Here is a 26,927-nt window from a genome sequence, read left to right as displayed (position 1 = left end):
GGAGCGACGACGATCTGCACCCCCCGGTCGGCCAGCGCCTGCAGTTCGGTGCCGGCCCGCTCGTCCTCGGCGGGCGGCTCGTCGCTCACCAGATGGGTGATCACCTCGGTCGGCACGGTCTGGAACATGGTGTCGGCGCCGAGTTTGGTGTGGTCGGCGAGCACCACGACCTCGGCGGCGGCCTGCACCAGGGCCCGGTCGACGCTCGCGGCGAGCATGTTGGAGGTGGAAAGCCCGCGCTCGGCGGTCAGCCCGGCCCCGGACAGGAAGGCGCGGGAGACCCGCAGCCCCTGCAGGGACTGCTCGGCGCCACTGCCCACCAGGCCGTAGTTGGAGCCGCGCAGGGTGCCGCCGGTCATCACCACCTCGACCCGGTTGGCGTGCGCGAGCGCCTGGGCCACCAGCAGCGAGTTGGTCACCACCGTCAGGCCGGGCACCCGGGCCAGCCGTCTGGCCAGCTCCTGCGTGGTGGTGCCGGCGCCGACCACGATGGCATCACCCTCGGCGACCAGCCCCGCGGCGAGATCGGCGATGGCCGTCTTCTCGGCGGTCGCCAGATGGGATTTCTGCGGGAAGCCGGACTCCCGGGTGAAGCCACCCGGCAGCACGGCACCGCCATGCCGGCGGTCGAGCAGCCCTTCGGCCTCCAACGCGCGTACGTCACGGCGCACGGTCACTTCGGAGGTCTGGACGACCCGGGCGAGCTCGCGGAGCGATACCGCTCCGTTGGCCCGCACCATTTCCAGGATCAATTGGCGACGTTCTGCAGCGAACACGAAACCGACAGTAACCCCAACGACCGTCTGGTTTCAGCGTTTTGCGCCGGATGACGGAAGTCGTGCGTCAAACAGACCAGGAAGTGCTATGCACCGACCGTGCGTTCGCACCCCGAAAGTGTTTGAAAGCGTTTGAAAGGGAAAGGGCGGTACGCGGTTTCCGCGCTCAGCTTCCGTCGGCCGTCTTGCGGTTGTACAGCTGCCGGGCCACCTCGGCGATCGACCCGGACAGCGACGGGTACACCGTGAAGGCGTTGGCGATCTGCTCCACCGTCAGGCTGTTGTCGACCGCTATCGAGATCGGGTGGATCAGCTCGCTCGCCTTGGGCGCCACCACGACACCGCCGACCACGATCCCCGTGCCGGGACGGCAGAAGAGCTTGACGAAGCCGTCCCTGATGCCCTGCATCTTGGCCCGCGGATTGCGCAGCAGCGGCAGCTTGACGACATTCGCCTCGATCCGCTTGCTGTCCACGTCGGCCTGCGTGTAGCCGACGGTGGCGATCTCCGGGTCGGTGAAGACGTTGGACGAGACGGTCTTGAGGTTGAGCGGGCCCACCGCGTCGCCGAGGAAGTGGTACATCGCGATCCGGCCCTGCATGGCCGCGACCGAGGCGAGGGCGAAGACGCCGGTGACGTCACCGGCCGCGTAGACGCCGGGGGCGCTGGTGCGGGACACCTTGTCGGTCCAGATGTGCCCGGAGCCGGTGAGCTTGACGCCGCTCTCCTCCAGGCCCATGCCCGAGCTGTTGGGGATCGCGCCCACCGCCATCAGGCAGTGCGTGCCGGTGATCACCCGGCCGTCGGCGAGCGCGACTTCCACCCGGTCACCGACGCGCTTGACGGACTGGGCGCGGGAGCGGGCCATCACATTCATGCCGCGGCGGCGGAAGACGTCCTCCAGTACGGCCGCGGCGTCCGGGTCCTCGCCGGGCAGCACCCGGTCGCGCGATGAGACCAAGGTCACGGTGGAGCCGAGCGCCTGGTAGGCCCCGGCGAACTCGGCGCCGGTGACTCCGGAGCCGACCACGATCAGTTCCTCGGGCAGCTCGTCGAGGTCGTAGACCTGTGTCCAGGTGAGGATGCGCTCGCCGTCGGGCAGGGCGTCCTCCAGCTCGCGCGGGCGGGCGCCGGTGGCGACCAGGACCGCGTCGGCGGTCAGCTCCTGGACGACGCCGTCGGGGCCCTCCACCCGGACGGTGCGCGTGCCCTCGGCGGTCTGCGGGCCGGTCAGCCGCCCGTGGCCGCGCAGAACCGTGGCGCCGGCCCGGGTCACGGAGGCGGCGATGTCGTGCGACTGGGCCAGCGCCAGGCGCTTGACCCGGCGGTTCACCTTGCCGAGGTCCACGCCCACCACCCGGGCCGACCGCTCCAGCGGCGGGGTGTCGTCCGCCACGATGATGCCCAGCTCCTCGTAGGAGGAGTCGAAGGTGGTCATCACCTCAGCGGTGGCGATCAGCGTCTTGGACGGCACGCAGTCGGTCAGCACCGACGCGCCGCCCAGGCCGTCGCGGTCCACGACGGTCACCTCGGCGCCGAGCTGCGCCGCGACGAGCGCCGCCTCGTAGCCGCCGGGTCCGCCACCAATGATCACGATCCGAGTCACGTACCCCATTGTCCCGCACGCGCCAAGCATGTCCCGCCAGGGGGCGGGTCGGCCCCGGGCGGCCGGTCGCGCTCCCGACGCGTCCGGGGCCGCGGACCCGCTCCTTACGCCGGGCGCAGCCCGCTCCCGTACCCTCATTTCCATGTCGCTCTACGCCGCCTACGGAAGCAACCTCGACGCGCGGCTGATGACGCGCCGCGCCCCGCACTCCCCGCTGCGCGGCACCGGGTGGCTCGACGGCTGGCGGCTGACCTTCGGCGGTGAGCAGATGGGCTGGGAGGGCGCGCTGGCCACCCTGGTCGAGGCGCCGGCCAGCCAGGTGTTCGTCGGCCTGTACGACGTCGCACCGATCGACGAGGAGTCGATGGACCGGTGGGAGGGCGTCCCCCTGGCCATCTACCGGCGCACGACGGTCCGCGTCCACACGCTGGAGGGCGAGGCGGCGGCCTGGATCTACGTGCTGAACGATTACGAGGGCGGGCTGCCGTCGGCGCGGTACCTGGGCGAGCTGGCGGACGCGGCGGAGTCGGCGGGTGCGCCGTACGACTACGTGATGGAGCTCCGCAAGCGCCCCTGCTAGCCGCGACCCTCCCGCCCCCGCAGGGGCGCGCGGAACCGCGCGACCAGCCCACCACGACCCGCAGACCCCGCAGGGGCGCGGGGAACTGCGCGACCAGCCCACCACCGGGTGACAGACGGCAACGCCACCCGACCAAGCACGACGCGCCCCCGCAGGGGCGCGGGGAACTGCGCGACCAGCCCACCACGACCCGCAGACGGCCACGCCACCCGAACAAGCACGACGCACCCCCGCAGGGGCGCGGGGAACTGCGCGACCAGTCCACCACCAACCCGCACACAGGCACCCGCCCCGCAGCACCCCGAAGCCCCCCGCAGGGGACTGCGCTCGTGCTCGGAAGGGCCGTGGTCCGGCGAAACACGGGGAGACGGATGGCCGTCTACGCGCGTAGGCCGTGACAGGTTACCCTCATGCGCGTGAACGCTTCCGTGAACTCCGACCCCTATACCGCCGCCGACGCAGCCGCCGCGGCCCTGCGCCGGCTGACCGGCGCCGAAACGCACGACGTGGTCCTGGTGATGGGCTCGGGCTGGGTGCCCGCCGCCGACGGTCTCGGGACCGCCGACCACGAGTTCGCGGTGACCGAACTGCCGGGGTTCCCGGCGCCCGCGGTGGCCGGCCACGCCGGCACCGTGCGCTCGGTGCGGATCGGCGCGATCCGCGCCCTCGTCTTCCTGGGGCGCACCCACCTGTACGAGGGCCGCGGCGTCGCCACCGTCGTGCACGGGGTGCGGACCGCGATCGCCGCGGGCTGCAAGACCGTCGTGCTGACCAACGGCTGCGGCGGCCTGCGCCCCGGCTTCCGCCCGGGCCAGCCCGTCCTGATCAGCGACCACATCAACATGACGGCGACCTCCCCGATCGTCGGCGCGAACTTCGTGGACCTCACCGACCTGTACTCGCCGCGGCTGCGCACCTTGTGCCGTGAGGTGGACCCGACCCTGGAAGAGGGCGTCTACGTCCAGCTGCCCGGCCCGCACTACGAGACCCCGGCCGAGATCGGCATGGTCCGGGCGATAGGCGGGGATCTGGTGGGCATGTCCACCGCGCTGGAAGCGATCGCCGCCCGCGAGGCCGGCGCCGAGGTGCTGGGCATCTCCCTGGTCACCAATCTGGCCGCGGGGATGACGGGCGAGCCGCTCAACCACGAGGAAGTCCTGGAGGCGGGCCGCGAGTCGGCGACCCGGATGGGCTCGCTGCTGGCCCAGGTACTGGGCCGGCTGTAGGGCACCCGCCCGGGCATGTTCGATCACGGAGAGCTGGAGGAACACATGGCCGACCTACTCGCCCAGGTGCGGGCGTGGATCGCCGAGGACCCGGACCCGGACACCCGCGGGCAACTGGACACGCTGCTGCGGGCGGCGGAGGCCGGCGCCCCGGAAGCACTGACGGACCTCGCCGAACGCTTCGGCGGCACGCTGGAGTTCGGAACCGCGGGGCTGCGCGGCGAGCTGGGCGGCGGGCCGATGCGGATGAACCGCGTCGTGGTGATCCGGGCCGCGGCCGGCCTGGCCGGGTATCTGCGCGCGCGCCGGGGCGGGTTGGTGGTCATCGGCTACGACGCGCGCCACAAGTCGTACGACTTCGCGCGGGACACCGCGGCCGTCATGGTGGGCGCCGGGCTGCGGGCCGCGCTGCTGCCGCGTCCGCTGCCGACCCCCGTACTCGCGTACGCCATCCGGCACCTGGGCGCCGCGGCCGGCGTGATGGTGACCGCGAGCCACAACCCGCCGCAGGACAACGGCTACAAGGTCTATCTGGGCGACGGGTCGCAGATCGTGCCGCCCGCCGACGCGGAGATCTCGGCCGAGATCGCGGCGGTCGGCCCGCTGGCGCGGGTGCCGTTGGCCGACGAGGGCTGGGAACTGCTGGGCGAGGACGTACTGGAGGCGTATCTGACCCGGGCGGCCGGGGTCGTGCAGCCGGGCGGCGCGCGGGAGTTGTCCGTGGTGTACACCCCGATGCACGGCGTGGGCCTGGAGACGCTGGAGGCGGCCTTCGCCCGGGCCGGTTTTCCCGCGCCCGTCGTCGTGCCCGAACAGGCCGCGCCCGACCCCGACTTCCCCACCGTCGCCTTCCCCAACCCGGAGGAGCCGGGGGCGATGGATCTCGCCTTCGCGACGGCCGGGCGGGGTGGACCTGGCGCCGGACCGGACATCGTGATCGCCAACGACCCGGACGCGGACCGCTGCGCCGTCGCCGTACCGGATCCGGCCGCAGCCTCCGGCTGGCGCATGCTGCGCGGTGACGAGCTGGGTGCGCTGCTGGCCGCCCACCTCGTCCGCAGCGGCGCGGCCGGGGGAGCGGGCGGGGCCACGGGTGCGGGTGCGGGCGGCGACACGGGAGGCCCGGGGCAGGACGTCTTCGCGGCGAGCATCGTCTCCTCGTCGCTGCTGGCGAAGATCGCCGCACGGGCCGGACTCGCCTACCAGGACACGCTGACCGGCTTCAAGTGGATCGCCCGGGTGCCGGGCCTGCGCTACGGCTACGAGGAGGCGCTCGGCTACTGCGTCGACCCGGCCGGTGTCCGCGACAAGGACGGCATCACCGCGGCCCTGCTGGTCGCCGAGCTCGCGGCCGGGCTGAAAACGCAGTCCCGGACCCTGGCGGACCTGCTGGACGAACTCGCCCTCACGCACGGCCTGCACGCCACCGACCAGCTTTCCGCCCGGGTGGCCGACCTCTCGCTGATCACCACCGCCATGGCCCGCCTGCGCGAGCGCCCGCCGTCCGCCCTGGCGGGCCTGGCGGTCACCGCCGCCGAGGACCTGGCGGCCGGCTCCCCGGCCCTCCCCGCGACCGACGGGCTGCGCTACCGGCTGTCCGGCGACGACGTCCGCGGGGTCGACGCGGCCCGCGTCGTGGTCCGGCCGAGCGGCACCGAGCCGAAACTCAAGTGCTATCTCGAAGTCGTACTGCCGGTGGCCGACGCGGCGGCGCTGCCCGCGGCCCGCGAGACCGCGGCCAAGGTACTGACCGAGCTCAAGGCGGACATCGCCGAGGCGGCGGGCATCTGACCCCGCCGCCGGTGCCGCCGCCGGTGCCGGCGGCGGGCGGTGCCGGCCGGGGGGTCGCTGCGCTGGTCTCCGGGCTGCGGGCCGGTGGGGGTTGTTCGCGCGGTTCCCCGCGCCCCTGGTGAAGTGCTGTCGCGTCGGAAGGCTCCCGTTGTCGGCGGCGCTGCCCGTGATCGACGACACCGCAGGCGCGCCGGGTCCCGTTGGGGCTCGGAGGCCGCCCGGGCCGGTGGAGCCGCACTTCGGCAGGGGCGCGGGGCCCGGACCCGGGCGGTGCGGCCCCGCAGTGGCCGGGGTGGAGGACCCGCAGGAGGAACCGCGCGGAAAGCATCCCGCCCGGCCGCATGCCAGGGCTCAGCCGCCGATCGCCAGCAGGACGACCAGGACCACCGCGCCGGCCACCGCCGGGGCGATGATCTCGTAGCACCAGCGGATGACCGGCTCGGTACGGGCTGCGCCCTCCTCGCCGCTGTGCCGCTCGGCGAGATCGCGCAATTCCGCCACCGCCTGGTCCGACCACGCGCGTATCGGCTCGCCGTCGGCGCCGCCGGCCGCACCCCGGGAGCCCCGGCCGCGCCGCAGGCTGCCGCCGCCGAACGGCTCGTTGGCCGCCGCCCGCTCGGCCCGCGAGGTCTGCCGGACCGCCCGCTTGCGGGCCCGCATGGACACCGGGATCGCCCACAGCTGGAATTTCCGGTCGCCGGAGAACAACTCGGTGGAGTACGAGGAGCGCACCTGGTCCACCGCGGACCACGGCAGTGTGACGGTGCGGAACGGGTTGCGGATCCGGATCCGCTCGGCGCCGGCGAAGACCACCGGGCGGATCGTGAAGGCCACGATCAGCGGCACGGCGAGCAGCAGCGCCGCCAGCGCCAGCCACGGCGCGTGGCCGCTGCCGCTGATGACCGCGTCCCCGCCCAGCCATCCGGCCAGCACGAGCAGCAGCACACCGCCGGCGAAGCCCGCCGCCGACCGGTAGGCGCGGTCGGCGTACTGCGGCCGGCCGGACTCGGCGCCGGACCGCTTGCCCGAGAGTGTCTGCTGGATGCTCCTCATGCCTTCGATTCTGCCTGACACCTACGACAGTGCCCGCCCCCGCCTGGTTGCGGTCCCATTCCGTTTTCCGCCCCCGGCGCCCGCGCACCCCACCCGACCAGGTATCTTCCGGTGCCGGACGCGCTCCCGAGCGGGTCCGGGCAGGTCCGGGACGAGTCCGTCACAGCCCCGGCGACCACCGCCGGGACCGCGATCACCGCCCCCGGCTCCCGCCGGCTCCGACCGCACCCCGGGGGTGGCGGCACTCCTACGCGCGTAGATATGGTGATGTGGTGACCATGCCCTCCGTTGTTCCCGCATACGCTCCCGATGCCCCGGGCAGGCTGGCCGGCTTCGCGGACGCCACGGCGTCCGACAGCGCGCTGCGCCGCTTCCTGCACGGGCTGCCCGGGGTCGACGCCGTCGGGCTCGAAGCCCGGGCGGCCGGCCTCGGTACCCGGTCGATCAAGACCACGGCGAAGGCCTACGCCATCGACCTGGCCATCTCCATGATCGACCTGACCACGCTGGAGGGCGCGGATACCGCCGGCAAGGTGCGCGGCCTGTGCGCCAAGGGCATGCGCCCCGACCCGACTGACCGCGGTACGCCCCAGGTCGCCGCGATCTGCGTCTACCCGGACATGGTGGCCACGGCCAAGGAGGCGCTGGCCGGCAGCGGGGTCCAGGTGGCCTCGGTGGCCACCGCCTTCCCGTCCGGGCGGGCCGCGCGCCGGGTGAAGCTGGCCGACACCGCGGACGCGGTCGCCGCCGGGGCCGACGAGATCGACATGGTGATCGACCGTGGCGCCTTCCTGTCCGGCCGCTACCTCGACGTCTTCGAGGAGATCCGGGCGATCAAGGAGGGGTGCCTGCGGGCCGACGGCAGCCGCGCCCACCTCAAGGTGATCTTCGAGAACGGCGAGCTGTCCACGTACGACAACATCCGCCGCTGCTCCTGGCTGGCGATGCTGGCCGGCGCCGACTTCATCAAGACCTCCACCGGCAAGGTGGCCGTGAACGCCACTTTGGCCAACACCTTGCTGATGCTGGAGGCGGTGCGCGACTTCCAGGACGCGACCGGGGTGCAGGTCGGGGTCAAGCCGGCCGGCGGCATCCGCACCGCGAAGGACGCGATCAAGTACCTGGTGACGGTCAACGAGACAGCCGGCGACGACTGGCTCTCCCCCGGCTGGTTCCGCTTCGGCGCCTCCAGCCTGCTCAACGATCTGCTGATGCAGCGTCAGAAGCTCAGCACCGGCCGGTACTCCGGTCCCGATTACGTCACGGTGGATTGATCATGGCTTTCGAGTACGCACCCGCGCCCGAGTCCCGCGCGATCCTCGATCTCGCGCCCTCCTACGGGCTGTTCATCGACGGCGAGTTCACCGAGGCCGCCGACGGCACCGTTTTCAAGACCGTCTCGCCGGCCAGTGAGGAAGTGCTCGCCGAGGTCGCCCGGGCCGGGGAGGCGGACGTGGACCGGGCGGTGGCTGCCGCCCGCAAGGCGTTCGCCACCTGGTCCGCGCTGCCCGGCGCCGAACGCGGCAAGTACCTGTTCCGGATCGCCCGCATCCTGCAGGAGCGGGCCCGCGAGCTGGCCGTGCTGGAGTCACTGGACAACGGCAAGCCGATCCGCGAGACCCGCGACGTCGATCTGCCGCTGGTGGCCGCGCACTTCTTCTACTACGCGGGCTGGGCCGACAAGCTGCCCTACGCGGGCTACGGCCCCGATCCGCGCCCGCTGGGTGTGGCCGGCCAGGTCATCCCGTGGAACTTCCCGCTGCTGATGCTCTCCTGGAAGATCGCGCCCGCGCTGGCCGCGGGCAACACAGTGGTGCTGAAGCCGGCCGAGACGACGCCGCTGTCGGCGCTGTTCTTCGCCGATGTGTGCCGCCAGGCCGGCCTGCCCCGCGGCGTCGTCAACATCCTGACCGGGTACGGGGACGCGGGCGCCGCGCTGGTCGCGCACCCGGACGTGGACAAGGTGGCGTTCACCGGTTCGACCGAGGTCGGCCGGGCCATCGCCCGGCAGGTCGCCGGCACCGGCAAGAAGGTCACCCTGGAGCTGGGCGGCAAGGCGGCGAACATCGTCTTCGACGACGCCCCGATCGACCAGGCCGTCGAGGGCATCGTCAACGGCATCTTCTTCAACCAGGGCCATGTCTGCTGCGCGGGCTCCCGGCTGCTGGTCCAGGAGTCGGTGCGCGACGAGGTGCTGGACGCGCTCAAGCGCCGGATGGCCACGCTCCGGGTCGGTGACCCGCTGGACAAGAACACCGACATCGGCGCCATCAACTCCGCCGAGCAACTGGCCCGGATCACCGCGCTGGCCCAGGCCGGCGAGGAGGAGGGCGCCGAGCGCTGGGCGCCGCCGTGCGAACTGCCGTCGGCCGGCTACTGGTTCCCGCCCACCCTGTTCACCGGTGTCACCCAGGCGCACCGGATCGCCCGCGAGGAGATCTTCGGCCCGGTGCTGTCGGTGCTGACCTTCCGCACCCCGGCCGAGGCGGTGGAGAAGGCCAACAACACCCCGTACGGCCTGTCGGCCGGCATCTGGACGGAGAAGGGCTCGCGCATCTTGTCGATGGCGAACAAGCTGCGGGCCGGGGTGGTGTGGGCCAACACGTTCAACAAGTTCGACCCGACCTCGCCGTTCGGCGGTTACAAGGAGTCCGGTTACGGCCGGGAGGGCGGCCGGCACGGCCTGGAGGGGTACCTCGATGTCTGACAACGCCAAGCACGACAGCGCCAAGCACGACAGCGCCAAGCACGACGGCGCCAAGCAGGACGTCACGCGGCTGAGCGTGTTCAAGACCTACAAGCTGTACGTCGGGGGAAAGTTCCCCCGCTCCGAGAGCGGCCGGGTGTACGAGGTGACGGACTCCAAGAGCGGTGACTGGCTGGCCAACGCCCCGCTGTCGTCGCGCAAGGACGCACGGGACGCGGTGGTGGCCGCCCGCAAGGCGGTGCCGGGCTGGTCGGGCGCCACCGCCTACAACCGCGGCCAGGTCCTCTACCGGGTCGCGGAGATGCTGGAGGGGCGCCGCGAGCAGTTCGCCCGCGAGGTCGCCGGCGCGGAGGGGCTGTCCAAGGGCAAGGCGTCGGCCCTGGTGGACGCGGCGGTGGACCGCTGGGTCTGGTACGCGGGCTGGACCGACAAGATCGCCCAAGTGGCGGGCGGCGCCAATCCGGTGGCCGGCCCCTACTTCAACTTGTCCACGCCCGAGCCGACCGGCGTCGTCGCCGTCCTGGCCCCGCAGGACTCGTCGTTCCTCGGGCTGATCTCGGTGCTGGCCCCGGTGATCGCCACCGGCAACACCGCCGTCCTGGTGGCCGCCGAGCGCGCGCCGCTGCCCGCCCTGTCCCTCGGTGAGGTACTGGCCACCTCCGACGTCCCGGCCGGCGTGGTCAACATCCTGTCCGGCCGTACCGCCGAGCTCGCCGCCCCGCTGGCCGCCCACCAGGACGTCAACGCCCTCGACCTCACGGGGGCGGCCGGCGAGCTGGCCGTGGAGCTGGAGCGGGCCGCCGCGGACAACCTCAAACGCGTCCGCCGCCCGTCCCCCGCCGAGGACTGGACCGCCGATCCCGGCACGGGCCGGCTGACGGCGTGGCTGGAGACGAAGACGGTGTGGCACCCGATCGGGGTGTAGCGCCGGGGACAGCGGACCGCCGGGGGCGACCGGCCCCCGGTCAGTGCGGCAGCAGCCCCGTCAGCGGTCCCACCAGCGGGAGCGTGCCCAGGGAGCCGCCGTTGGTGATCGGGGCGGTGGCCGCGGTGGTGGAGACCGGGCGGAAGTCCGCGATCTGGGAGCCGACTCCGTTGGTCAGCGGGTCGACGCCGGTGTTCGACAGGGGATCGATGCGCAGGTCGCGGACCGCGGCGATGCCGTAGCCGAGGGCGCCGGTGACGTACTGGGTGGGGAGCGCCTGGGCGGGCAGCGCGTCGGTCACCGTGGAGGTCGGCAGCGCGTCGGCGGCAGCGGGCAGCGGGCCGGACGACGCGGCGACGGCGGCGACGGCCGGGAGGGCGGCCACCGCCGCGGTGGCGGTCAGGACGAGTGCGGTGCGTGTACGGAGCGAAGGCATGCAGCACAGAGTAACGTAATGATCACGTGGGGTAGTTGCACCCGCGGGTCGTGCCGGGGGCGGGTCGTGCGGGAGAATGGTTTTCCGTGAGTTCATCCTTTGCCCACGTGGTCCTGCTGGCCGGTCCGTCCGGCTCCGGTAAGTCGTCGCTCGCCGCGCGCTGCGGTCTGCCCGTGCTCGTCCTCGACGACTTCTACAAGGACGCGGGCGATCCGACGCTGCCGACCCTGCCCGGCTCCGGCGCGGTGGACTGGGACGCACCCGCGTCGTGGAACGCCGAGGCAGCCGTCGCGGCACTCGCCGAGCTGTGCGCCCAGGGCGCCGCCGACACCCCGGTCTACGACATCGCGGCCAGCGCCGCGACCGGCCGCGCCCGCCTCGATCTGGGCGGGGCGCCGCTGTTCGTCGCCGAGGGCATCTTCGCCGCCGAGATCGCCGGCCGCTGCCGGGAGCTGGGTCTGCTCGCCGACGCGCTGTGCCTGCGCGGCCGGCCCACCACCACCGCCTGGCGCCGCTTCGTGCGTGATCTGCGCGAGGGCCGCAAGTCGGTGCCGTTCCTGATCCGGCGCGGCTGGCACCTGCTGCGGGCCGAACGCGGCATCGTGGCCCGGCAGGTGGCGCTCGGCTGCCGCCCGTGCGGTCAGGGCGAGGCCCGGGACCGTATCGCCGCGCTGGCGACGACGCGGCCGGCCCGCGCGGCGGCCGCGGATCCGGTGCCCGTGGACGCCTGAAGGCCTCAACGCCCGGGCGCTGAACGCCGGTGGTGAACGGGCTGCGCCGACGGGGCCGCGGGCACAAAAGCCACAAAAGCGGGGCCGGACGGTTTCCCCCTCGCCGTCCGGCCCCGCTCCCCCCTTCCCCCACTCGCACCCCCGGCCGGAAAGTCTCTGTTACGCGACCAGCTCGCCGAACGCCGCTTCCTCGTCGCGGCCGAAGCTCAGCGCCTGGTCCTCGCGCATCCGGCGCAGCGAGCGCCAGATGCTGCTCTTCACGGTGCCGACGCTGATCCCGAGTATCTCGGCGATCTCCGGGTCGGTACGGCCCTCGTAGTAGCGCAGCACCAGCATCGTCCGCTGCTGTTCGGGCAGCCGGGCCAGCGCCTGCCAGAGCACCGCGCGCAGTTCGGTGCCGCCCATCTCGTCGGTGTCCCCCACCGTCTCGGGCAGCTCCTCGGTCGGGTACTCGCTGAGCTTGCGCCGACGCCAGGCGCTGATGTGCAGATTCGTCATGGTCCGGCGCAGGTAGCCGCCGACCGCCGCCTTGTCGCTGATCCGGTCCCATGCCCGGTAGGTGGAGAACAGCGCGCTCTGCAGCAGGTCCTCGGCCGCGAACCGGTCACCGGTCAGGTGGTAGGCGGTCGCGTAGAGAGAGGCCCGGCGCTCCTGGACGTAGGCGGTGAAGGCCGCCTCGGCCTCGGCGCGCTTGGCTTCGGCCTGCTCGCGGTCGCGCCCGGTCAGGTCGGTGCCGTCGGCCGGCAGCGCGCGGTCCGCGGTGTCGTCGGCCGGCGTGGCCACCGGTGTGATGTAGGCCATCCGCTGGCGCGGCACCAGGTGCGGGGTCGTGGTGCGTCCGGTGCCGCGAACGTACCCCCGTCCGCTCGCGGCACCGGACATCTCGGCGGTCCTGCCGGGGGGGCAGGAAGGCACGGGGTGGACCGCGGAATCGGTGGTGCTGTGCAGTGTGCTCATTTTCCCGCCCCCGTCATGGAACCTTCAGCGTCTTCCTCGGCGTCGCAACCGTTGTGCGGTGGGCGGCGCTTCGATGGGCACAAGACTGCCGGGCCAGTTTCATCGCACTGTCCGCCGAGTGTCACAGACACGTCACAGAGCAGCCCGGTGCGGACCGGCGTCCCGGCTCGGGACGCCCGTGAGCTCCCGGGACGGACCCGCGACGGGCGCAGGGTTCATCCGCCTCCAGGGGTAGGCAACAATGGCGAGCGTGCCTTTCCTGTTGCTGATCGAGGATGACGACGCCATCCGCACCGGACTTGAACTCGGCCTGTCGCGTCAGGGTCACCGTGTGGTGTCGGCGGCGACCGGCGAGGACGGCCTGCTCCTGCTCAAGGAGCAGCGCCCCGACCTGATCGTGCTCGATGTGATGCTGCCCGGCATCGACGGCTTCGAGGTGTGCCGGCGCATCCGCCGCACCGACCAGCTGCCGATCATCCTGCTGACCGCGCGCAGCGACGACATCGACGTGGTGGTCGGCCTGGAGTCGGGCGCCGACGACTACGTCATCAAGCCGGTGCAGCCGCGGGTGCTCGACGCCCGGATCCGCGCGGTGCTGCGGCGCGGCGAGCGGGACAGCACCGACTCCTCGGCGTTCGGGGCGATCGTCATCGACCGCAACGCGATGACCGTGACGAAGGACGGCGAAGACCTGCAGCTGACGCCCACCGAGCTGAAGCTGCTGCTGGAGCTGAGCCGGCGACCCGGCCAGGCGCTGTCCCGGCAGCAGCTGCTGCGGCTGGTCTGGGAGCACGACTACCTGGGCGACTCCCGGCTGGTGGACGCCTGCGTGCAGCGGCTGCGCGCCAAGATCGAGGATGTGCCGTCGTCGCCGACCCTGATCCGGACCGTGCGCGGGGTCGGATACCGGTTGGACACGCCTCAGTGACCGCTGATCGTCTGCGCCGGCTGGCCGGGCTGTTCCGCTGGACGACCAGCCTGCGGCTGCGGCTGGTGGCGGTGTTCGCGCTGGTGGCGCTGACCGCCGCGGTCGCGGTGTCGGGCATCGCCTACTGGCTCAACCGCGACGCGGTGCTGACCCGGGCCCAGAACAGCACGCTCACCGACTTCAGCGACTCGCTGCAGCGCAACGCGGCCTCGCTGCCGGTGCAGCCGACCTGCGCGTCGCTGGCCACGGCGGCCAACCGGATCGGCGGCCCGGACACGTATCAGGTGGTGCTGATCGACACCACGCCGGACAAGGGCCAGTGCGCGGTGCCGTCGGACCGGGACGTGTTCACCCTCGACGACGTGCCGAAGTCGCTGCAGCGGGCGGTCAACACCGTGCACACGGACGGTGACTACCACCTGCACTGGGAGCGGATCTCGCTGCAGAGCCACCCCTACCTGGTGGCGGGCGCGCGGATCAACGGCGCCGGGGCGACCGGCTACATGCTCAAGTCGCTCGACGCGGAACGCAAGGACCTCAACTCGCTGGCCTGGTCGCTGGGGATCGCCACACTGCTGGCACTGATCGGCGCGGCACTGCTGGCGCAGGCGGCCGGCTCCGCGGTGCTGCGGCCGGTACGGCGGCTGGGCGAGGCGGCGCAGCGGCTCGGCGAAGGGCATCTGGACACCCGGCTGAAGGTGTCCGGCACCGACGAGCTGGCCGAGATGTCGCGGACCTTCAACAACGCGGCCGAGGCGCTGGAGTCCCGGGTGGAGGAGTTGAGCGCCCGCGAGTCCGCCAGTCGCCGCTTCGTGGCCGACATGTCGCACGAGCTGCGGACCCCGCTGACCGCGATCACCGCGGTCACCGACGTGCTGGAGGACGAGGCCGACGCGCTCGATCCGATGATCGCGCCCGCCGTACGGCTGGTGGTCAGCGAGACCCGACGGCTGAACGAACTGGTGGAGACGCTGATGGAGGTGACCCGCTTCGACGCGGGGACCGCGAAGCTGCGGGTGGACGAGGTCGACGTGGCCGACATGATCTACGCGTGCATGGACGCGCGGGCCTGGGTGGACTCGGTGGAGCTGGACGCGCCCCGGGGCGTACTGGCCACCCTGGACCCGCGCCGCCTCGATGTGATCATGGCGAATCTGATCGGCAACGCGCTCAAGCACGGCGGTTCCCCGGTCCGCGTCACGCTGCAGCGGCAAGGCGGGCAGATCGTCATCGCGGTCTCCGACCACGGCCCGGGCATCCCCGACGACGTCCTGCCCCACGTCTTCGACCGCTTCTTCAAGGCCGACGCCTCCCGGGCCCGCTCCGAGGGCAGCGGCCTGGGACTGTCGATCGCGCTGGAGAACGCGCACATCCACGGCGGTGACATCAGCGCCGCCAACGCTCCCGAGGGCGGCGCCGTCTTCACCCTGCGGCTGCCGGTGCGGCCGAGCGAGGGCGACGGCGCGGACGACGACGACCCGGCGGCCGGCCCGGCCGGGGAGGCGATATGAAGGCCGCGGTGCGCCCACCCGGGGGTGGCACGGGGCGAGCGGGCGCCGGGCGGCCGTATACGGTCACGGGCCGCCGAAACAGGGGCCGGGCGCTCGGAAACCCGGGCGCGGGGCTCGGTCGGAGCCGCGCGGGGCGCCGGTGGGCGGTCGCGCTGCTGCTGGTGGGCACGGCGCTGCTGAGCGGCTGCGGGATCCGGAGCACCTCCGTGCCGGTGGACGCCGGGCCGGCGCCCTCCCGGGTGGCCTGCGCCCCGCCCAAGGCGCCGTCCGCGCCCTCGGCCGGGACCGTTCTGCAACAGGTCTACCTGGTGTGCAGTACGCAGATCGCCGCGGTCACCCGCGCGGTGGCACTGCCCGACGGGCGGGCCGGCCGGGACACCTTCGCGCAGGAACTGATCGCGCAGCTGCAGATCGGTCCGGCGGCCGAGGAGACCAAGGCGGGCTTCTCCACCGAGGTGCCGGGCAGTCTGTACCTGCTGCCGCCGCCGCCCGGATCCCCCAAGGGCGCGTTGCGGCTCAACGAGCCGGTGGACGAACTGCCCTCCTTCGCGCTGGCGCAGATCGTCTGCACGCTCACCGCCGACAAGACGACCGCCCCCGACCACTCGGTGGTGCTGGGCTCGGCGGGCTCGGGCGCCCTGCGCCGCTACACCTGCACCGACGACCTGCGCACCCGGCCGGAAGCGGCGGACACCGCGGGCTCGGTGGTGCGCTGAACCGCCCGGCGGGCGGAACCATTGCGCCGGGCGGCTGAGCCGACCCCCGGCGGAAGGGTGGATTCCGTTCGGGCGGGAACCGTGGGGTGGGGTGTGGCGTCCTTGACAGCGTGCGGCACGATGGCTCCATGATCAGGGTGCGCGCGGCCGGGCTGCTGCTGACCGCCGCATATCTGGCGTTCATCGGCTGGATGCTGCTCCGGCCGCACTACGTCGCCTGGGTGCCGGCGCCCAATCTGCGCCCGCTGGGCACGATCCGGGCGGACCTGGGCATGGGGGCCGCCGAGGCGGCCCGGCGCATCGGCGCGGGGCTCGCGCTGCTGGCGCCGCTCGGGGTGCTGCTGCCGATGGCGGGCGGCCGGATTCGCGCCTCCGGATTCGCCTCCTTCGCCCGTACGGTCTTCGCGGCGCTGATGGTGTCGCTCTCGCTGGAGTTCACCCAGACCCTGGTGCCGGGACAGCTCTTCGACGTGGACGCGCTGCTGCTCAATACGCTCGGGGCGGCGCTGGCCCACTTGCTGGTGGTGCCGCCGGTCCGGCGCCGGTTGCGGCGCCGCGAGGACGCCTTGACGGGGCTGCCGCCCCGGCAGCGGGCGACGGCGGGGCTCGCGCCGTAGCCGGGCACGGCCCGGGGCTGTAGCCGGGCACGGCCCGGGGCTCTGCGGCGGGGCCGCGCCATGGTTGCTTCGGCGGTGGGCCGTCCGCCGGCCGGTGGGTGGCTGATCGCGCAGTTCCCCGCGCCCCCCTGCGGGGTCGCACCGTCGTCCCTTCGACCATTAGCCGTCTGCCGGCCGGTGGGTGGCTTGGCGCGCAGTTCCCCGCGCCCCTGCGGGGTCGCACCGTCGTCCCTTCGACCATTAGCCGTGTGCCCGCCGGTGGGTGGCTTGGCGCGCAGTTCCCCGCGGCCCTGCGGGACGCGTCGGGGGCGGGCGCGGGGAGATGGTGGGGGGCGGGGTCAGCCGCTGAGGACGCTGCTGCCCACGGGGAGACCGCCGAGGAGTTGGCCGGCCGGGCCGATCTGGTTGCCGGAGAGGTGGTTGCCGGACGGGAGCAGGCTCGCGGATTTGCCGGCCAGGACGGAGGAGCCGCCCGCGAGGGCCTGCTGGGTGCCAGCGGCGGAGGACGCGGTGCCGGGGAGCAGATTGCCGGCCTGGCCGAGCGGCAGCGAGCTGAGGGGGCTGCCGCTCGTCAGGTCGGCGGCGGAGGCGGTGCCCGCTGCGGCGGCCGCGGCGACCAGGCCGAGCGCGGCGGTGGTCAGGGTCTTCTTGGTTCGGGTCTGCATAACCACGGAACGTAGTCAGCCGGTCGCGGCGCTCGCAACCGGCGCCGCGCGGCCCCCGCCGCCGCCCGAAGCATGGGCCGACGCCGCCCCGATCAGCCCGCTTCGGTCACGGAACCGCAGGCCAGCGGCGCTACGGTGGCGCCCGGCGCGAAGAGCCACTCGGCCTTCAGCTCCGCGTACCCCGGCTTGACGACCTCGTTGATCATGGCCAGACGTTCGTCAAAAGGGATGAACGCCGATTTCAGCGCGTTGACGGTGAACCACTGCATGTCATCGAGCGTGTAGCCGAACGCGTCGACCAGGTGCTCGAACTCGGCACTCATGCTGGTGCCGGACATCAGCCGGTTGTCGGTGTTGACGGTGACCCGGAAGTGCAGGCGGCGCAGCAGCCCGATCGGGTGCTCGGCGTAGGAGCTGGCCGCGCCGGTCTGGAGGTTGGAGGTCGGGCACATCTCCAGCGGCACCCGCTTGTCGCGGACGTAGGAGGCCAGCCGGCCGAGGGTGACGCGGCCGCCGGAGTCCTGCTCGATGTCGTCGATGATGCGCACGCCGTGCCCGAGCCGGTCGGCCCCGCACCACTGGAGTGCCTGCCAGATCGACGGCAGGCCGAACGCCTCGCCGGCGTGGATGGTGAAGTGGTTGTTCTCCCGCTTGAGGTACTCGAAGGCGTCCAGGTGGCGGGTGGGCGGGTAACCGGCCTCGGCGCCCGCGATGTCGAAGCCGACGACGCCCGAGTCCCGGTAGCTGTTGGCGAGTTCGGCGATCTCCAGGGAGCGGGCGGCGTGCCGCATCGCGGTGAGCAGCGCGCCGACCCGGATGCGGTGCCCGTCCGCGCGGGCCAGGCGCTCGCCTTCCCGGAAGCCCTCGTTGACCGCTTCGACGACCTCCGGGAGGGTCAGGCCGCCCTCCAGGTGCTGCTCCGGCGCGTAGCGGACCTCGGCGTAGACCACGCCGTCCGCCGCCAGGTCCTGCGCGCACTCGGCGGCGACCCGGACCAGCGCGTCCCGGGTCTGCATGACGGCGCAGGTGTGCGCGAACGTCTCCAGATAGCGCTCCAGGGAGCCGGAGTCGGCCGCCTCGCGGAACCAGGTGCCCAGCTTGTCCGGGTCGGTCTCGGGCAGCGCGTCGTAGCCGGTGGCCAGCGCGATGTCGACGATCGTGGCCGGACGCAGGCCGCCGTCGAGGTGGTCGTGCAGCAGCGCCTTGGGGGCGTGGCGGATCTGTTCCCGGGTCGGGAGGCCCGGTTTGGGGGTCGGCATGGGGAAACTCTAGCCCCTACGCGCGTAGATCTCCGTCAGAAAGCAACTATTTTTCCGCCTGGCCATACAGCGCACACCCCCTCGTCTGCGATCGTTGCGCCATGGCTTCGCAAGCATTACCGGCACGTGGCGCGCGACTGGGGCGCGCCGTCGCGCCCGGGCGCGTGCCGCGGTCGCCGGCGGCGGCGGGGCGGCGCGAACAGGACCCGGGTGCGACGGTGCGCGCCGTCGTGCTCGCGCTGCCCGGCGGCGACGCGCTCAGCACCCGGCGCCGCTCCCCCGTGGCTGCGGCGCTCATGTGGCCGCTGGCCCGCCACCTGGTGCGGGCCGGCGCCGCCGAGGGGATCGCCGCCCATCTGGTGCACTACCGCTTCCGCGGCTGGAACGGCGGCCACGCGCACCCGGCGGAGGACGCCGAGTGGGCGGTCGGCGAGGCGGTGCGCCGATACGGGGACGTGCCGGTGTGCCTGGTCGGCTTCGACATGGGCGCGCGGGCGGCCCTGCACGCGGCGGGGCATCCGGCGGTGACCTCGGTCGTGGCCCTGGCCCCCTGGCTGCCTGACGAGCCGGAGCCCGAACCCGAGCCGGTCAAACAGCTCATCGGCCGCCGGGTGCTGCTCGCGCACGGCACCAACGACGAGTCCACCGATCCCGAACTCTCCTTCCGGCTCGCCGAGCGGGCCAAGAAGGTCAATCGCGAGGTCTGCCGCTTCGAGGTCCACTCGGCCGGCCACGCCCTGCACCAGCACCGCGCCGAAGTCTTCGCCCTCACCGCGGACTTCGTACTGGGCTCGCTGCTGGAGCGTCCCTACGCCCGCCCCATCGCGGACGCGTTGGCCGCTCCCCCGCCCCTGGGCCTGCGGATGCCCCTGGCCGCGGGCTTCGGGCAGTCCCTGGGTTCGTGAACCCCGCCCGGCGGCCGGGGCGGCCGGGGCGGTACCGCGAGCCGGGTGACCAGGGCCGGCGGGGTGCGGCGGCCGAACATGCCGACGAGCACCGTCACGGCAACCGCCCCGCCGCCGGGCCCAGTTCGCCGCGGCGGCCCGGGGCAGCCCGGGCGGCACCTCAGGCGATGCGGTCCAGCAGGATCGACGGGCGGCCCGAACCGGCGCCGTCCTGGGCCGAGATGGCGACCGCGTCCGTCAACGCCTCCCGCGCGTAGTCGAACTTGTCCGGGGTGTCGGTGTGCAGCGTCAGCAGCGGCTGGCCGGCCACCACCCGGTCGCCCGGCTTGGCGTGCAACTCCACGCCCGCGCCCGCCTGCACGGTGTCCTCCTTGCGGGCCCGCCCGGCGCCGAGGCGCCATGCGGCGACACCGACCGCGTAGGCGTCCAGACCGGTCAGCACCCCGGAGGCGGACGCCGTCACCACGTGCTGCTCCCGGGCCACCGGCAACCGCGCCTCGGGGTCGCCGCCCTGGGCGCGGATCATCCGGCGCCAGACGTCCATCGCCGAGCCGTCGGCCAGCGCCTTGGCGGGGTCGGCGTCCGGCAGACCGGCCGCGTCCAGCATCTCGCGGGCCAGCGCCAGCGTGAGTTCGACAACGTCGCCGGGCCCGCCGCCGGCCAACACCTCGACGGATTCGCGGACTTCGAGCGCGTTGCCCGCGGTGAGCCCCAGGGGCACCGACATGTCGGTGAGCAGGGCCACGGTCCGGACCCCGTGGTCCGTCCCGAGGCCCACCATGGTGGACGCCAACTCCCGGGCGTCCGCAAGGGACTTCATGAAGGCACCGGAGCCGACCTTCACGTCCAGCACCAGTGAGCCGGTGCCCTCGGCGATCTTCTTGGACATGATGGAGGAGGCGATCAGCGGGATCGCCTCGACCGTGCCGGTGACATCGCGCAGCGCGTACAGCTTCTTGTCGGCGGGCGCGAGCCCGTCCCCGGCGGCGCAGATGACCGCGCCCACGTCGCCGAGGACGGCCAGCATCTCCTCGTTGGACAGCGAGGCCCGCCAGCCGGGGATGGACTCCAGCTTGTCCAGCGTGCCGCCGGTGTGGCCGAGGCCGCGCCCGGACAGCTGCGGCACCGCCGCCCCGCAGGCGGCGACCAGCGGCGCCAGCGGCAAGGTGATCTTGTCGCCGACGCCGCCGGTGGAGTGCTTGTCCGCGGTGGGGCGGGCCAGCGCCGAGAAGTCCATCCGCTCCCCGGAGTCGATCATCGCCGCGGTCCAGCGGGCGATCTCGCCCCGGTCCATCCCGTTGAGCAGGATGGCCATGGCGAGCGCGGACATCTGCTCGTCGGCGACCAGGCCGCGGGTGTACGCGTCGATCACCCAGTCGATCTGCTCGTCGCTGAGCCGACCGCGGTCGCGCTTGGTACGGATGACGGAAATGACGTCCACGGCAACAACTTCCCAGCGTCTAGAACGATCTGCGGTACGACATGCGTGACGACCCACCGCGGGACGGCCCGCGGTGGGAGCGGTGAAGAGGTGAAGAGCGGTCAGCGGTCCAGGTCTTCCGGCCCGAAGGCGTCCGGCAGCACGTCCCGCATCGTCCGCACCCCCCGGACCGTGTCGACCAGCAGTTCCGGCCCGCCGTGCTCCCACAGCAGCTGCCGGCACCGCCCGCAGGGCATCAGCACGTCGCCCCGCAGGTCCGAGCAGGTGAAGGCGACCAGCCGGCCGCCCCCGGAGGCGTGCAGCGCCGAGACCAGGCCGCACTCGGCGCACAGCGCCACTCCGTACGCCGCGTTCTCGACATTGCAGCCGACGACGGTGCGGCCGTCCGCGGTGAGCGCGGCCGCGCCGACCGGGAAGCCGGAGTAGGGCGCGTAGGCCCGCCCCATCGCTTCCCGGGCGGCGGCCCGCAGCGCGTCCCAGTCGATCCGGGACTCCACCGACGGTGGAGAAGTCGTCATCCGCCCTGTCCCTTCCGGTACGGCAGCCCGTCCGCCTTCGGCATCCGCAGCCGCTGCGCCGACAGGCCCATCACGAGCAGCGTGGCGACGTACGGCGTGGCCTGCACGACCTCGTCCGGCACGGAGTCGGTCAGCATGTACCACAGTGCCAGCAGCACCGCGAAGCCCAGCGCTATCGCCGCGCCGAGCCGCGCCCGGCGGTAGAACTTCCACACCGCCATGGCCAGCAGCAGCAGCGCCAGCAGGAGCAGCAGCGCGTGCACCGAGGGGCCGCCGTTGCGCAGCTGGAGGCTGTCCGCGTAGCCGAACAGCCCGGCGCCCATGGCCAGGCCGCCCGGCCGCCAGTTGCCGAAGATCATCGCGGCCAGACCGATGTAGCCGCGCCCGCCGGTCTGCCCCTCCAGGTAGAAGTGGGTGCCGATGGCCAGGAACACACCGCCCAGGCCGGCCAGCGCGCCGGAGATGATCACCGCCACGTACTTGTACGTGTACACGTTCACGCCCAGCGACTCGGCCGCGACCGGGTTCTCGCCGCAGGACCGCAGCCGCAGCCCGAACGGCGTGCGCCACAGCACGAAGAAGGTGGCCACGAACAGCACCAGCGCGATCAGCGTCAGCGAGGAGACGTTGGTGACCAGCCCGCCGAGGATCCCGGCCAGGTCGGAGAGCAGGAACCAGTGGTGTTTCTCCAGCGTGCTCAGCCAGTGCGAGAGCCCGGGCACGGTGAAGTGCTTGATGTCCGCGATCGGTGGCGACTGCTTGGGCGTGCCGCCCTTCTGGGCCGCCTCGCCGACGTTGAACAGGCGCTTGGCCAGGTAGGCGGTGACTCCGGCGGCCAGGATGTTCATGGCGACACCGGCGATGATGTGGTCGACGCCGAAGGTGACGGTGACGATCGCGTGCACCAGGCCGCCGAGCGCGCCGCCGACCACGCCGGCCAGCACGCCGAGCCACGGGTTGGTCTGCCAGCCCGCCCAGGCGCCGAAGAAGGTGCCCAGGATCATCATGCCTTCGAGGCCGATGTTGACCACGCCGGCCCGCTCCGACCACAGGCCGGCCAGTCCGGCCAGACCGATCGGCACCGCGCCGGACAGCGCGCCGGCCACCTGCCCGGCCGAGGTCACGTCCTCGGCGCCGGTGATGGCCCGCACCGCCGAGACCAGGATCAGCGCGGCGGCGACGATCAGCAGGATCACCGGCAGGGTGAGCTTGAAGCGTCCGCTGCGGCCACCGCCCACGCGGGGCGCGACGGGCGGCGGTGTCTGGGTTGTGGTGGCAGTCACGCCGGCACCTCCAGCTTGTCGTCGGAGCCGGAGTCGCCGGCGGGACGGCCGGCCGCGGCGAGCTCCGCGCCGACCTGGCGCTGCTGCCGGGTCAGCCCGTAGCGGCGTACGAGTTCGTAGGCGATGACCACCGCGAGCACGATGACGCCCTGGATGACACCGACGATCTCCTTGTCGTATCCCTCGAACTCCAGCCCGTTGGAGGCGCGTTCGAGGAACGCCCAGAGCAGGGCGCCGATGCCGATGCCGATCGGGTTGTTGCGCCCGAGCAGGGCGACCGCGATGCCGGTGAAGCCGATGCCGGTCGGGAAGTCGGTGCCGTAGTCGTAGGACTGGTTGAGCAGGGTGGGCATGCCGACCAGGCCGGCCATGGCGCCGGAGATCAGCATGCTGGTGATGACCATCCGCTTGACGTTGACGCCGCTGGCCTGCGCGGCCGACTCGGAGCGGCCCACCGCCCGCAGGTCGAAGCCGAAGCGGGTGCGGGACAGCCCGAACCAGTACAGGACGCCGGCCAGCACCGCGAAGACGATGAAGCCGACCACCGGGCCGGTGGCGGTGGAGAAGTTGAACAGGTGGCTGGAGGACGGCAGCGGCTTGGTGGACACCATGTTGGCGTTCTTGTCGAGAACGCCGAGCCGCCCGTCCTGCAGGAAGTAGCCGATCACGATGCCCGCGATCGAGTTGAGCATGATGGTGGAGATGACCTCGCTGACGCCCCGGGTGACCTTCAGGACGCCGGCGATCGCGGCCCAGACCGCGCCCACCACCATCGCGGTGAGGATGATGACCGGGATCTCGACGATGCCCGGGATGGACAGCGCGCCGCCGACCGCGGCGGCGAAGAAGGCCGCGAGCCGGTACTGGCCGTCCACACCGATGTTGAACAGGTTCATCCGGAAGCCGACGGCGACCGCCAGGCCGGCCAGGTAGTACGTGGTGGCCTTGTTGAGGATGTAGACCTGGCTGTCGGACTTGCTGCCGTAACTCACCATCACGTTGAACGCGTGGAACGGCTCCTTGCCGGTGGCCAGCAGCACCAGCGCGGTGACGATCAGCGCGCCGACCACGGCCAGCACGGGCGCGGCGATCCCGAGGATCAGCCGGTCCTTGTCGAACTTCTTCATCGGTCCTCTCCCCCGTCTCGGGCCTCGGCGGTCCCGGCGCCCTCGGCGGTCCGCTCGGTCGCCCCGGTCTCTTCGGCCTCGTCAGGCCCATCGGTCTCACGAGGCTCATCAAGCTCATCGGCCGCGCGGGGCGCGGGAACGCGGCCGGCGGCCTCCTCGCGGGCCAGGTGGCCGGACGCGGCGCCGGTCATCGCGGAACCCAGCTCCTCCGGGGTGATGGTCGCCGGGTCGGCGTCGGCGACCAGCCGGCCCCGGTACATCACCCGCAGCGTGTCGGACAGCCCGATCAGCTCGTCCAGGTCCGCCGAGATCAGCAGCACGGCCAGTCCCTCGCGCCGCGCCTGGCTGATCTGCTCCCAGATCTGGGCCTGCGCGCCGACGTCCACGCCCCGGGTGGGGTGCGCGGCGATCAGCAGCTTCGGCAGATGGCTCATCTCCCGGCCGACGATCAGCTTCTGCTGGTTGCCGCCGGACAGCGACGCCGCGGTGACCTCGATGCCGGGCGTGCGCACGTCGTATTCACGCACGATCCGCTCGGTGTCCCGGCGGGCCGCGCCGGGCTCGATCAGGAAGCCGCTGCTGTTGGGGCGCTCGGTGACATGGCCGAGGATGCGGTTCTCCCACAGCGGCGCCTCCAGCAGCAGGCCGTGCCGGTGCCGGTCCTCGGGGATGTAGCCGATGCCGTCCTCGCGCCGCTTGCGGGTCGGCGCCACCGAGATGTCGTTGCCGTCCAGGACCAGCGAGCCGCCGTCCGGGATGCGCATCCCCATGATGGCCTCGACCAGTTCGGCCTGGCCGTTGCCCTCCACGCCCGCGATACCCAGTACTTCGCCCTTGTGGATGGTGAAGCCGATGCCGTCCAGCACGATCCGCTCGATGCCGTCCGGGTCGACCGCGGCCAGCCGCAGCCCGTCGACGGTCAGCATCGGCTCGGTGGTGACGGTGGAGTCGCGGGTCTCCGGCGACGGCAGTTCGCTGCCCACCATCAGCTCGGCGAGCTGCTTGGTGCTGGTGTTCGCCGGGTCCACGTCACCGACCGTCGTACCGCGGCGGACGACGGTGATCGCGTCGGCCACCGACAGCACCTCGCCCAGCTTGTGCGAGATGAAGATGACGGTCAGGCCCTCGGACTTCAGCCCGCGCAGGTTGTCGAACAGCGCGTCGACCTCCTGCGGGACCAGGACCGCGGTGGGCTCGTCCAGGATGAGGATGCGGGCGCCCCGGTAGAGCACCTTGAGGATCTCCACCCGCTGCCGGTCGGCCACGCCGAGGTCCTCGACCAGCGCGTCCGGCTTGACGCCGAGCCCGTACGCGTCGGAGATCTCCCGGATCCGCTGCCGGGCCCGGCCGCCGATGCCGTGCAGCTTCTCGCTGCCCAGGACGACGTTCTCCAGCACGGTGAGGTTGTCGGCCAGCATGAAGTGCTGGTGCACCATGCCGATCCCGCGGGCTATGGCGTCGCCCGGGTCGCCGAAGGCCACCTGCTGTCCGTCGATGGCGATGGTGCCCTCGTCCGGCTTCTGCATGCCGTAGAGGATCTTCATCAAGGTGGACTTGCCGGCGCCGTTCTCGCCCACCAGGGCGTGCACGGTGCCGGCCCGCACGGTGATGTCGATGTCGTGATTGGCGACGACGCCGGGGAAGCGCTTGGTGATCCCGCGCAGTTCGACGGCGGCGGGCGCGGGCGGGGGCGCGGACGCGGGCGGCGTGGGTGGACTCGTGGACGCGTTGATGACGCACTCTCCTCGGGGGAAAGCCGGGGCGGTGTTGGCGGTGGGGGGTGAACGTATCGCGTGAACATGAAACTACGCGCGTAGCCCCGGGCATTCACAGACGGTCACCCGGCAGGGGCGGCCGGGACCGTCCGCAGGGCCGTTCGCGGGCCCGTGCACAGGAGCCGGACAGTGAGCGAGGCCCGGCGGGGGCGCTTCAGCAACCCCCGCCGAGCCTCGTCGTCAAGCACCTGTCATCGGTTCGCGGTCACGGAGTGCTGCTGACCTTGATCGCACCCGAGACGATCTTCTGCTTGGCGGTGTCCAACTGCGACTGGATGTCGCCGATGAAGCCGCCGGACGTCGCGAGCGACACACCGTTGTTGGCGAGGTTGTACGAGTTGGTGCCGGTCTTCGGCTTGCCGTCGTGGACCGACTTGATGAGGTCGTACACCGCCACGTCGACGTTCTTGATGGCCGAGGTGAGGATGCTGTTCTTGTACTTGGCCAGCGCCGGGTCCTGGTACTGGTCGGAGTCGACACCGATCGCCCACGCACCGGACTTGGCGGCCACCGCCTGGATGGAGCCGTCACCGGACAGGCCGGCCGCGGTGTAGATGACGTCCACGCCGCTGTCGAGCATGCCCTGGGCCTTGCCCTGCGCCGACGTCGGGTCGGCGAAGCCCTTGGTGTCGGTCTCGTACAGGTACTGGCGGGTCACCGTCACCGACGGCTTGGTGTCCTTGACGCCCTGCGCGAAGCCGGCGTCGAAGGTGCCGATCAGGGTGTTGTGCACGCCGCCGATGAAGCCGACCTTGCCGGTCTTGGTCTTCAGGGCCGCGGCGACACCGGCGAGGTAGGAGCTCTGCTCGGTGGAGAACACCATGCTGTCGACGTTGGGCGAGTTCACCACGGAGTCGACCAGGCCGAAGGTGGTCTTGGGGTACTTCTTGGATATCGCGGTCACCGCGTCGCCGTAGGTGAAGCCCACCGCGACCACGGGGTTGTAGCCGGCCGCGGCCAGCGAGTCCAGCCGCTGCTCGCGGTCCGACTCGGTCTCGCCATTACTGGCGGTCAGCTCCTTGGTGCCGAGCTTGAATTCCGCGTTAGCCTTGTCCATACCGCGGGCGGCGGAGTCGTTGAAGGAGTGGTCGCCACGACCGCCGACGTCGTAGGCCATGCCGACGCCCTTGTCCTTGCCACTGTCCGAGGTGGAACTGCTGCCACACGCGGTCGCGGTCAGCGCGAGCGCCGCGGAAACCACACCCGCGGCAGCGATCTTGGATACCCGGCGCAAGAGGGTCCCCTTCAGTTGGAAGCGCCCCGTCCGGCGCTGGCTAAGCCGGAGCTTAACGCGCGTAGATGTCAGGTAAAGACCGAATGAAGACCTGTTATCGGATCGACGCATTTCAGCCAGGTGAAGCACCCGTAGTGGATTCTTCACCCCCTGTCAGAAG

25 protein-coding genes are annotated in these 26,927 nt (G+C 72.4%); 12 read left to right on the top strand and 13 right to left on the bottom strand.

The features are described from left to right. Positions 1-740: DeoR/GlpR family DNA-binding transcription regulator (locus GA0115240_RS06635; protein ID WP_237554655.1), on the bottom strand; the 740-nt coding region annotated here is incomplete at its 3' end. A 202-nt stretch (positions 741-942) separates the two neighbouring features. Beyond that, complete coding sequence (locus tag GA0115240_RS06630; RefSeq protein WP_093735717.1) at positions 943-2,391, bottom strand: NAD(P)H-quinone dehydrogenase; 1,449 nt, start codon at positions 2,389-2,391, stop codon at positions 943-945. Positions 2,392-2,524: 133 nt separating this feature from the next. On the opposite strand from GA0115240_RS06630, the gene GA0115240_RS06625 reads away from it, so the two are divergent. The 3 genes from GA0115240_RS06625 to GA0115240_RS06615 all read left to right on the top strand — a co-directional run bounded on the left by GA0115240_RS06625 (position 2,525) and on the right by GA0115240_RS06615 (position 5,979). Next, a complete protein-coding gene (locus GA0115240_RS06625) occupies positions 2,525-2,962 on the top strand; it encodes a gamma-glutamylcyclotransferase (RefSeq protein WP_093735716.1) in 438 nt (145 codons plus the stop codon). A 410-nt stretch (positions 2,963-3,372) separates the two neighbouring features. Continuing rightward, positions 3,373-4,188, top strand: coding sequence for a purine-nucleoside phosphorylase (locus GA0115240_RS06620; RefSeq protein WP_093735715.1), 816 nt, complete (start codon positions 3,373-3,375; stop codon positions 4,186-4,188). Between the two features lie 15 nt (positions 4,189-4,203). After that, entirely contained in the window at positions 4,204-5,979 is a 1,776-nt protein-coding gene (locus GA0115240_RS06615; RefSeq protein WP_370673288.1) for a phospho-sugar mutase, read from the top strand. 351 nt (positions 5,980-6,330) lie between these two features. Here the strand turns inward: GA0115240_RS06615 and GA0115240_RS06610 are convergent, their stop codons facing one another. Further along, positions 6,331-7,032, bottom strand: coding sequence for a PH domain-containing protein (locus GA0115240_RS06610; protein WP_093735714.1), 702 nt, complete (start codon positions 7,030-7,032; stop codon positions 6,331-6,333). Positions 7,033-7,310: 278 nt separating this feature from the next. On the opposite strand from GA0115240_RS06610, the gene deoC reads away from it, so the two are divergent. Genes deoC through GA0115240_RS06595 form a run of 3 tightly spaced genes read left to right on the top strand, consistent with a single transcriptional unit; the run spans position 7,311 to position 10,664 of the window. Further along, positions 7,311-8,306, top strand: a complete 996-nt coding sequence (deoC, locus tag GA0115240_RS06605) for a deoxyribose-phosphate aldolase (protein WP_093735723.1) — start codon at positions 7,311-7,313, stop codon at positions 8,304-8,306. Between the two features lie 2 nt (positions 8,307-8,308). Beyond that, positions 8,309-9,739, top strand: coding sequence for an aldehyde dehydrogenase family protein (locus GA0115240_RS06600; protein WP_093735713.1), 1,431 nt, complete (start codon positions 8,309-8,311; stop codon positions 9,737-9,739). Further along, positions 9,732-10,664, top strand: a complete 933-nt coding sequence (locus tag GA0115240_RS06595) for an aldehyde dehydrogenase family protein (protein WP_093735712.1) — start codon at positions 9,732-9,734, stop codon at positions 10,662-10,664. The genes GA0115240_RS06600 and GA0115240_RS06595 overlap by 8 nt, the downstream gene beginning before the upstream one ends. Before the next feature lie 40 nt (positions 10,665-10,704). Here the strand turns inward: GA0115240_RS06595 and GA0115240_RS06590 are convergent, their stop codons facing one another. Then, positions 10,705-11,100 (bottom strand): hypothetical protein, encoded by a 396-nt coding sequence (locus GA0115240_RS06590; protein WP_093735711.1) that lies wholly within the window; start codon positions 11,098-11,100, stop codon positions 10,705-10,707. A gap of 86 nt (positions 11,101-11,186) precedes the next feature. Between GA0115240_RS06590 and GA0115240_RS06585 the strand changes: the two genes are divergently transcribed. After that, the gene (locus GA0115240_RS06585) at positions 11,187-11,831 is read left to right on the top strand and encodes a hypothetical protein (protein ID WP_093735710.1); all 645 of its coding nucleotides are present in this window, start codon (positions 11,187-11,189) and stop codon (positions 11,829-11,831) included. Positions 11,832-11,990: 159 nt separating this feature from the next. On the opposite strand, the gene GA0115240_RS06580 is transcribed toward GA0115240_RS06585, so the two are convergent. Continuing rightward, positions 11,991-12,788 carry a SigE family RNA polymerase sigma factor gene (locus tag GA0115240_RS06580; RefSeq protein WP_093735709.1) on the bottom strand — a complete coding sequence of 266 codons (798 nt, stop codon included), beginning with the start codon at positions 12,786-12,788 and terminating at the stop codon, positions 11,991-11,993. Between the two features lie 250 nt (positions 12,789-13,038). On the opposite strand from GA0115240_RS06580, the gene GA0115240_RS06575 reads away from it, so the two are divergent. The 4 genes from GA0115240_RS06575 to GA0115240_RS06560 all read left to right on the top strand — a co-directional run bounded on the left by GA0115240_RS06575 (position 13,039) and on the right by GA0115240_RS06560 (position 16,560). Further along, complete coding sequence (locus tag GA0115240_RS06575) at positions 13,039-13,716, top strand: response regulator transcription factor (RefSeq protein ID WP_176724995.1); 678 nt, start codon at positions 13,039-13,041, stop codon at positions 13,714-13,716. After that, positions 13,713-15,227, top strand: a complete 1,515-nt coding sequence (locus GA0115240_RS06570) for a sensor histidine kinase (protein WP_256069583.1) — start codon at positions 13,713-13,715, stop codon at positions 15,225-15,227. The genes GA0115240_RS06575 and GA0115240_RS06570 overlap by 4 nt, the downstream gene beginning before the upstream one ends. A gap of 161 nt (positions 15,228-15,388) precedes the next feature. Next, entirely contained in the window at positions 15,389-15,943 is a 555-nt protein-coding gene (locus tag GA0115240_RS06565) for a hypothetical protein (RefSeq protein ID WP_256069582.1), read from the top strand. Positions 15,944-16,071: 128 nt separating this feature from the next. Further along, complete coding sequence (locus tag GA0115240_RS06560) at positions 16,072-16,560, top strand: VanZ family protein (protein WP_093735707.1); 489 nt, start codon at positions 16,072-16,074, stop codon at positions 16,558-16,560. A gap of 338 nt (positions 16,561-16,898) precedes the next feature. On the opposite strand, the gene GA0115240_RS06555 is transcribed toward GA0115240_RS06560, so the two are convergent. Continuing rightward, complete coding sequence (locus GA0115240_RS06555; protein WP_093735706.1) at positions 16,899-17,225, bottom strand: hypothetical protein; 327 nt, start codon at positions 17,223-17,225, stop codon at positions 16,899-16,901. Between the two features lie 92 nt (positions 17,226-17,317). After that, positions 17,318-18,484 (bottom strand): adenosine deaminase, encoded by a 1,167-nt coding sequence (locus GA0115240_RS06550; RefSeq protein WP_093735705.1) that lies wholly within the window; start codon positions 18,482-18,484, stop codon positions 17,318-17,320. 101 nt (positions 18,485-18,585) lie between these two features. On the opposite strand from GA0115240_RS06550, the gene GA0115240_RS06545 reads away from it, so the two are divergent. After that, the gene (locus GA0115240_RS06545) at positions 18,586-19,389 is read left to right on the top strand and encodes a dienelactone hydrolase family protein (protein WP_093735704.1); all 804 of its coding nucleotides are present in this window, start codon (positions 18,586-18,588) and stop codon (positions 19,387-19,389) included. A 160-nt stretch (positions 19,390-19,549) separates the two neighbouring features. On the opposite strand, the gene GA0115240_RS06540 is transcribed toward GA0115240_RS06545, so the two are convergent. The 6 genes from GA0115240_RS06540 to GA0115240_RS06515 all read right to left on the bottom strand — a co-directional run bounded on the left by GA0115240_RS06540 (position 19,550) and on the right by GA0115240_RS06515 (position 26,767). Continuing rightward, complete coding sequence (locus GA0115240_RS06540; RefSeq protein ID WP_093735703.1) at positions 19,550-20,830, bottom strand: thymidine phosphorylase; 1,281 nt, start codon at positions 20,828-20,830, stop codon at positions 19,550-19,552. 101 nt (positions 20,831-20,931) lie between these two features. Next, on the bottom strand, positions 20,932-21,348 hold the full coding sequence (locus GA0115240_RS06535; RefSeq protein ID WP_093735702.1) for a cytidine deaminase: 417 nt from the start codon (positions 21,346-21,348) through the stop codon (positions 20,932-20,934). Further along, complete coding sequence (locus GA0115240_RS06530) at positions 21,345-22,631, bottom strand: ABC transporter permease (protein WP_093735701.1); 1,287 nt, start codon at positions 22,629-22,631, stop codon at positions 21,345-21,347. Before GA0115240_RS06530 ends, GA0115240_RS06535 begins: the two co-directional genes overlap by 4 nt. Next, the gene (locus GA0115240_RS06525) at positions 22,628-23,758 is read right to left on the bottom strand and encodes an ABC transporter permease (protein ID WP_093735700.1); all 1,131 of its coding nucleotides are present in this window, start codon (positions 23,756-23,758) and stop codon (positions 22,628-22,630) included. Before GA0115240_RS06525 ends, GA0115240_RS06530 begins: the two co-directional genes overlap by 4 nt. Next, the gene (locus tag GA0115240_RS06520) at positions 23,755-25,548 is read right to left on the bottom strand and encodes an ABC transporter ATP-binding protein (RefSeq protein ID WP_176724996.1); all 1,794 of its coding nucleotides are present in this window, start codon (positions 25,546-25,548) and stop codon (positions 23,755-23,757) included. Before GA0115240_RS06520 ends, GA0115240_RS06525 begins: the two co-directional genes overlap by 4 nt. A 190-nt stretch (positions 25,549-25,738) precedes the next feature. Continuing rightward, positions 25,739-26,767 carry a BMP family lipoprotein gene (locus GA0115240_RS06515; RefSeq protein WP_093735698.1) on the bottom strand — a complete coding sequence of 343 codons (1,029 nt, stop codon included), beginning with the start codon at positions 26,765-26,767 and terminating at the stop codon, positions 25,739-25,741. Positions 26,768-26,927 lie beyond the last annotated feature (160 nt).

This window comes from Streptomyces sp. DvalAA-14, from assembly GCF_900091855.1.
Taxonomy (GTDB): domain Bacteria; phylum Actinomycetota; class Actinomycetes; order Streptomycetales; family Streptomycetaceae; genus Actinacidiphila.
The sequence above is the reverse complement of the archived record's forward strand: the minus strand, read 5'-3'. Positions and strand labels throughout refer to the sequence as shown.

Coding starts and splice junctions, on each gene's coding strand:
- GA0115240_RS06545 (WP_093735704.1), top strand. CDS start 18,586: ATGGCTTCGCAAGCATTACCGGCACGTGGCGCGCGACTGGGGCGCGCC.
- GA0115240_RS06610 (WP_093735714.1), bottom strand. CDS start 7,032: ATGAGGAGCATCCAGCAGACACTCTCGGGCAAGCGGTCCGGCGCCGAG.
- GA0115240_RS06550 (WP_093735705.1), bottom strand. CDS start 18,484: ATGCCGACCCCCAAACCGGGCCTCCCGACCCGGGAACAGATCCGCCAC.
- deoC (WP_093735723.1), top strand. CDS start 7,311: ATGCCCTCCGTTGTTCCCGCATACGCTCCCGATGCCCCGGGCAGGCTG.
- GA0115240_RS06580 (WP_093735709.1), bottom strand. CDS start 12,788: ATGAGCACACTGCACAGCACCACCGATTCCGCGGTCCACCCCGTGCCT.
- GA0115240_RS06535 (WP_093735702.1), bottom strand. CDS start 21,348: ATGACGACTTCTCCACCGTCGGTGGAGTCCCGGATCGACTGGGACGCG.
- GA0115240_RS06555 (WP_093735706.1), bottom strand. CDS start 17,225: ATGCAGACCCGAACCAAGAAGACCCTGACCACCGCCGCGCTCGGCCTG.
- GA0115240_RS06525 (WP_093735700.1), bottom strand. CDS start 23,758: ATGAAGAAGTTCGACAAGGACCGGCTGATCCTCGGGATCGCCGCGCCC.
- GA0115240_RS06590 (WP_093735711.1), bottom strand. CDS start 11,100: ATGCCTTCGCTCCGTACACGCACCGCACTCGTCCTGACCGCCACCGCG.
- GA0115240_RS06600 (WP_093735713.1), top strand. CDS start 8,309: ATGGCTTTCGAGTACGCACCCGCGCCCGAGTCCCGCGCGATCCTCGAT.
- GA0115240_RS06620 (WP_093735715.1), top strand. CDS start 3,373: ATGCGCGTGAACGCTTCCGTGAACTCCGACCCCTATACCGCCGCCGAC.
- GA0115240_RS06630 (WP_093735717.1), bottom strand. CDS start 2,391: ATGGGGTACGTGACTCGGATCGTGATCATTGGTGGCGGACCCGGCGGC.
- GA0115240_RS06625 (WP_093735716.1), top strand. CDS start 2,525: ATGTCGCTCTACGCCGCCTACGGAAGCAACCTCGACGCGCGGCTGATG.
- GA0115240_RS06560 (WP_093735707.1), top strand. CDS start 16,072: ATGATCAGGGTGCGCGCGGCCGGGCTGCTGCTGACCGCCGCATATCTG.
- GA0115240_RS06595 (WP_093735712.1), top strand. CDS start 9,732: ATGTCTGACAACGCCAAGCACGACAGCGCCAAGCACGACAGCGCCAAG.
- GA0115240_RS06615 (WP_370673288.1), top strand. CDS start 4,204: ATGTTCGATCACGGAGAGCTGGAGGAACACATGGCCGACCTACTCGCC.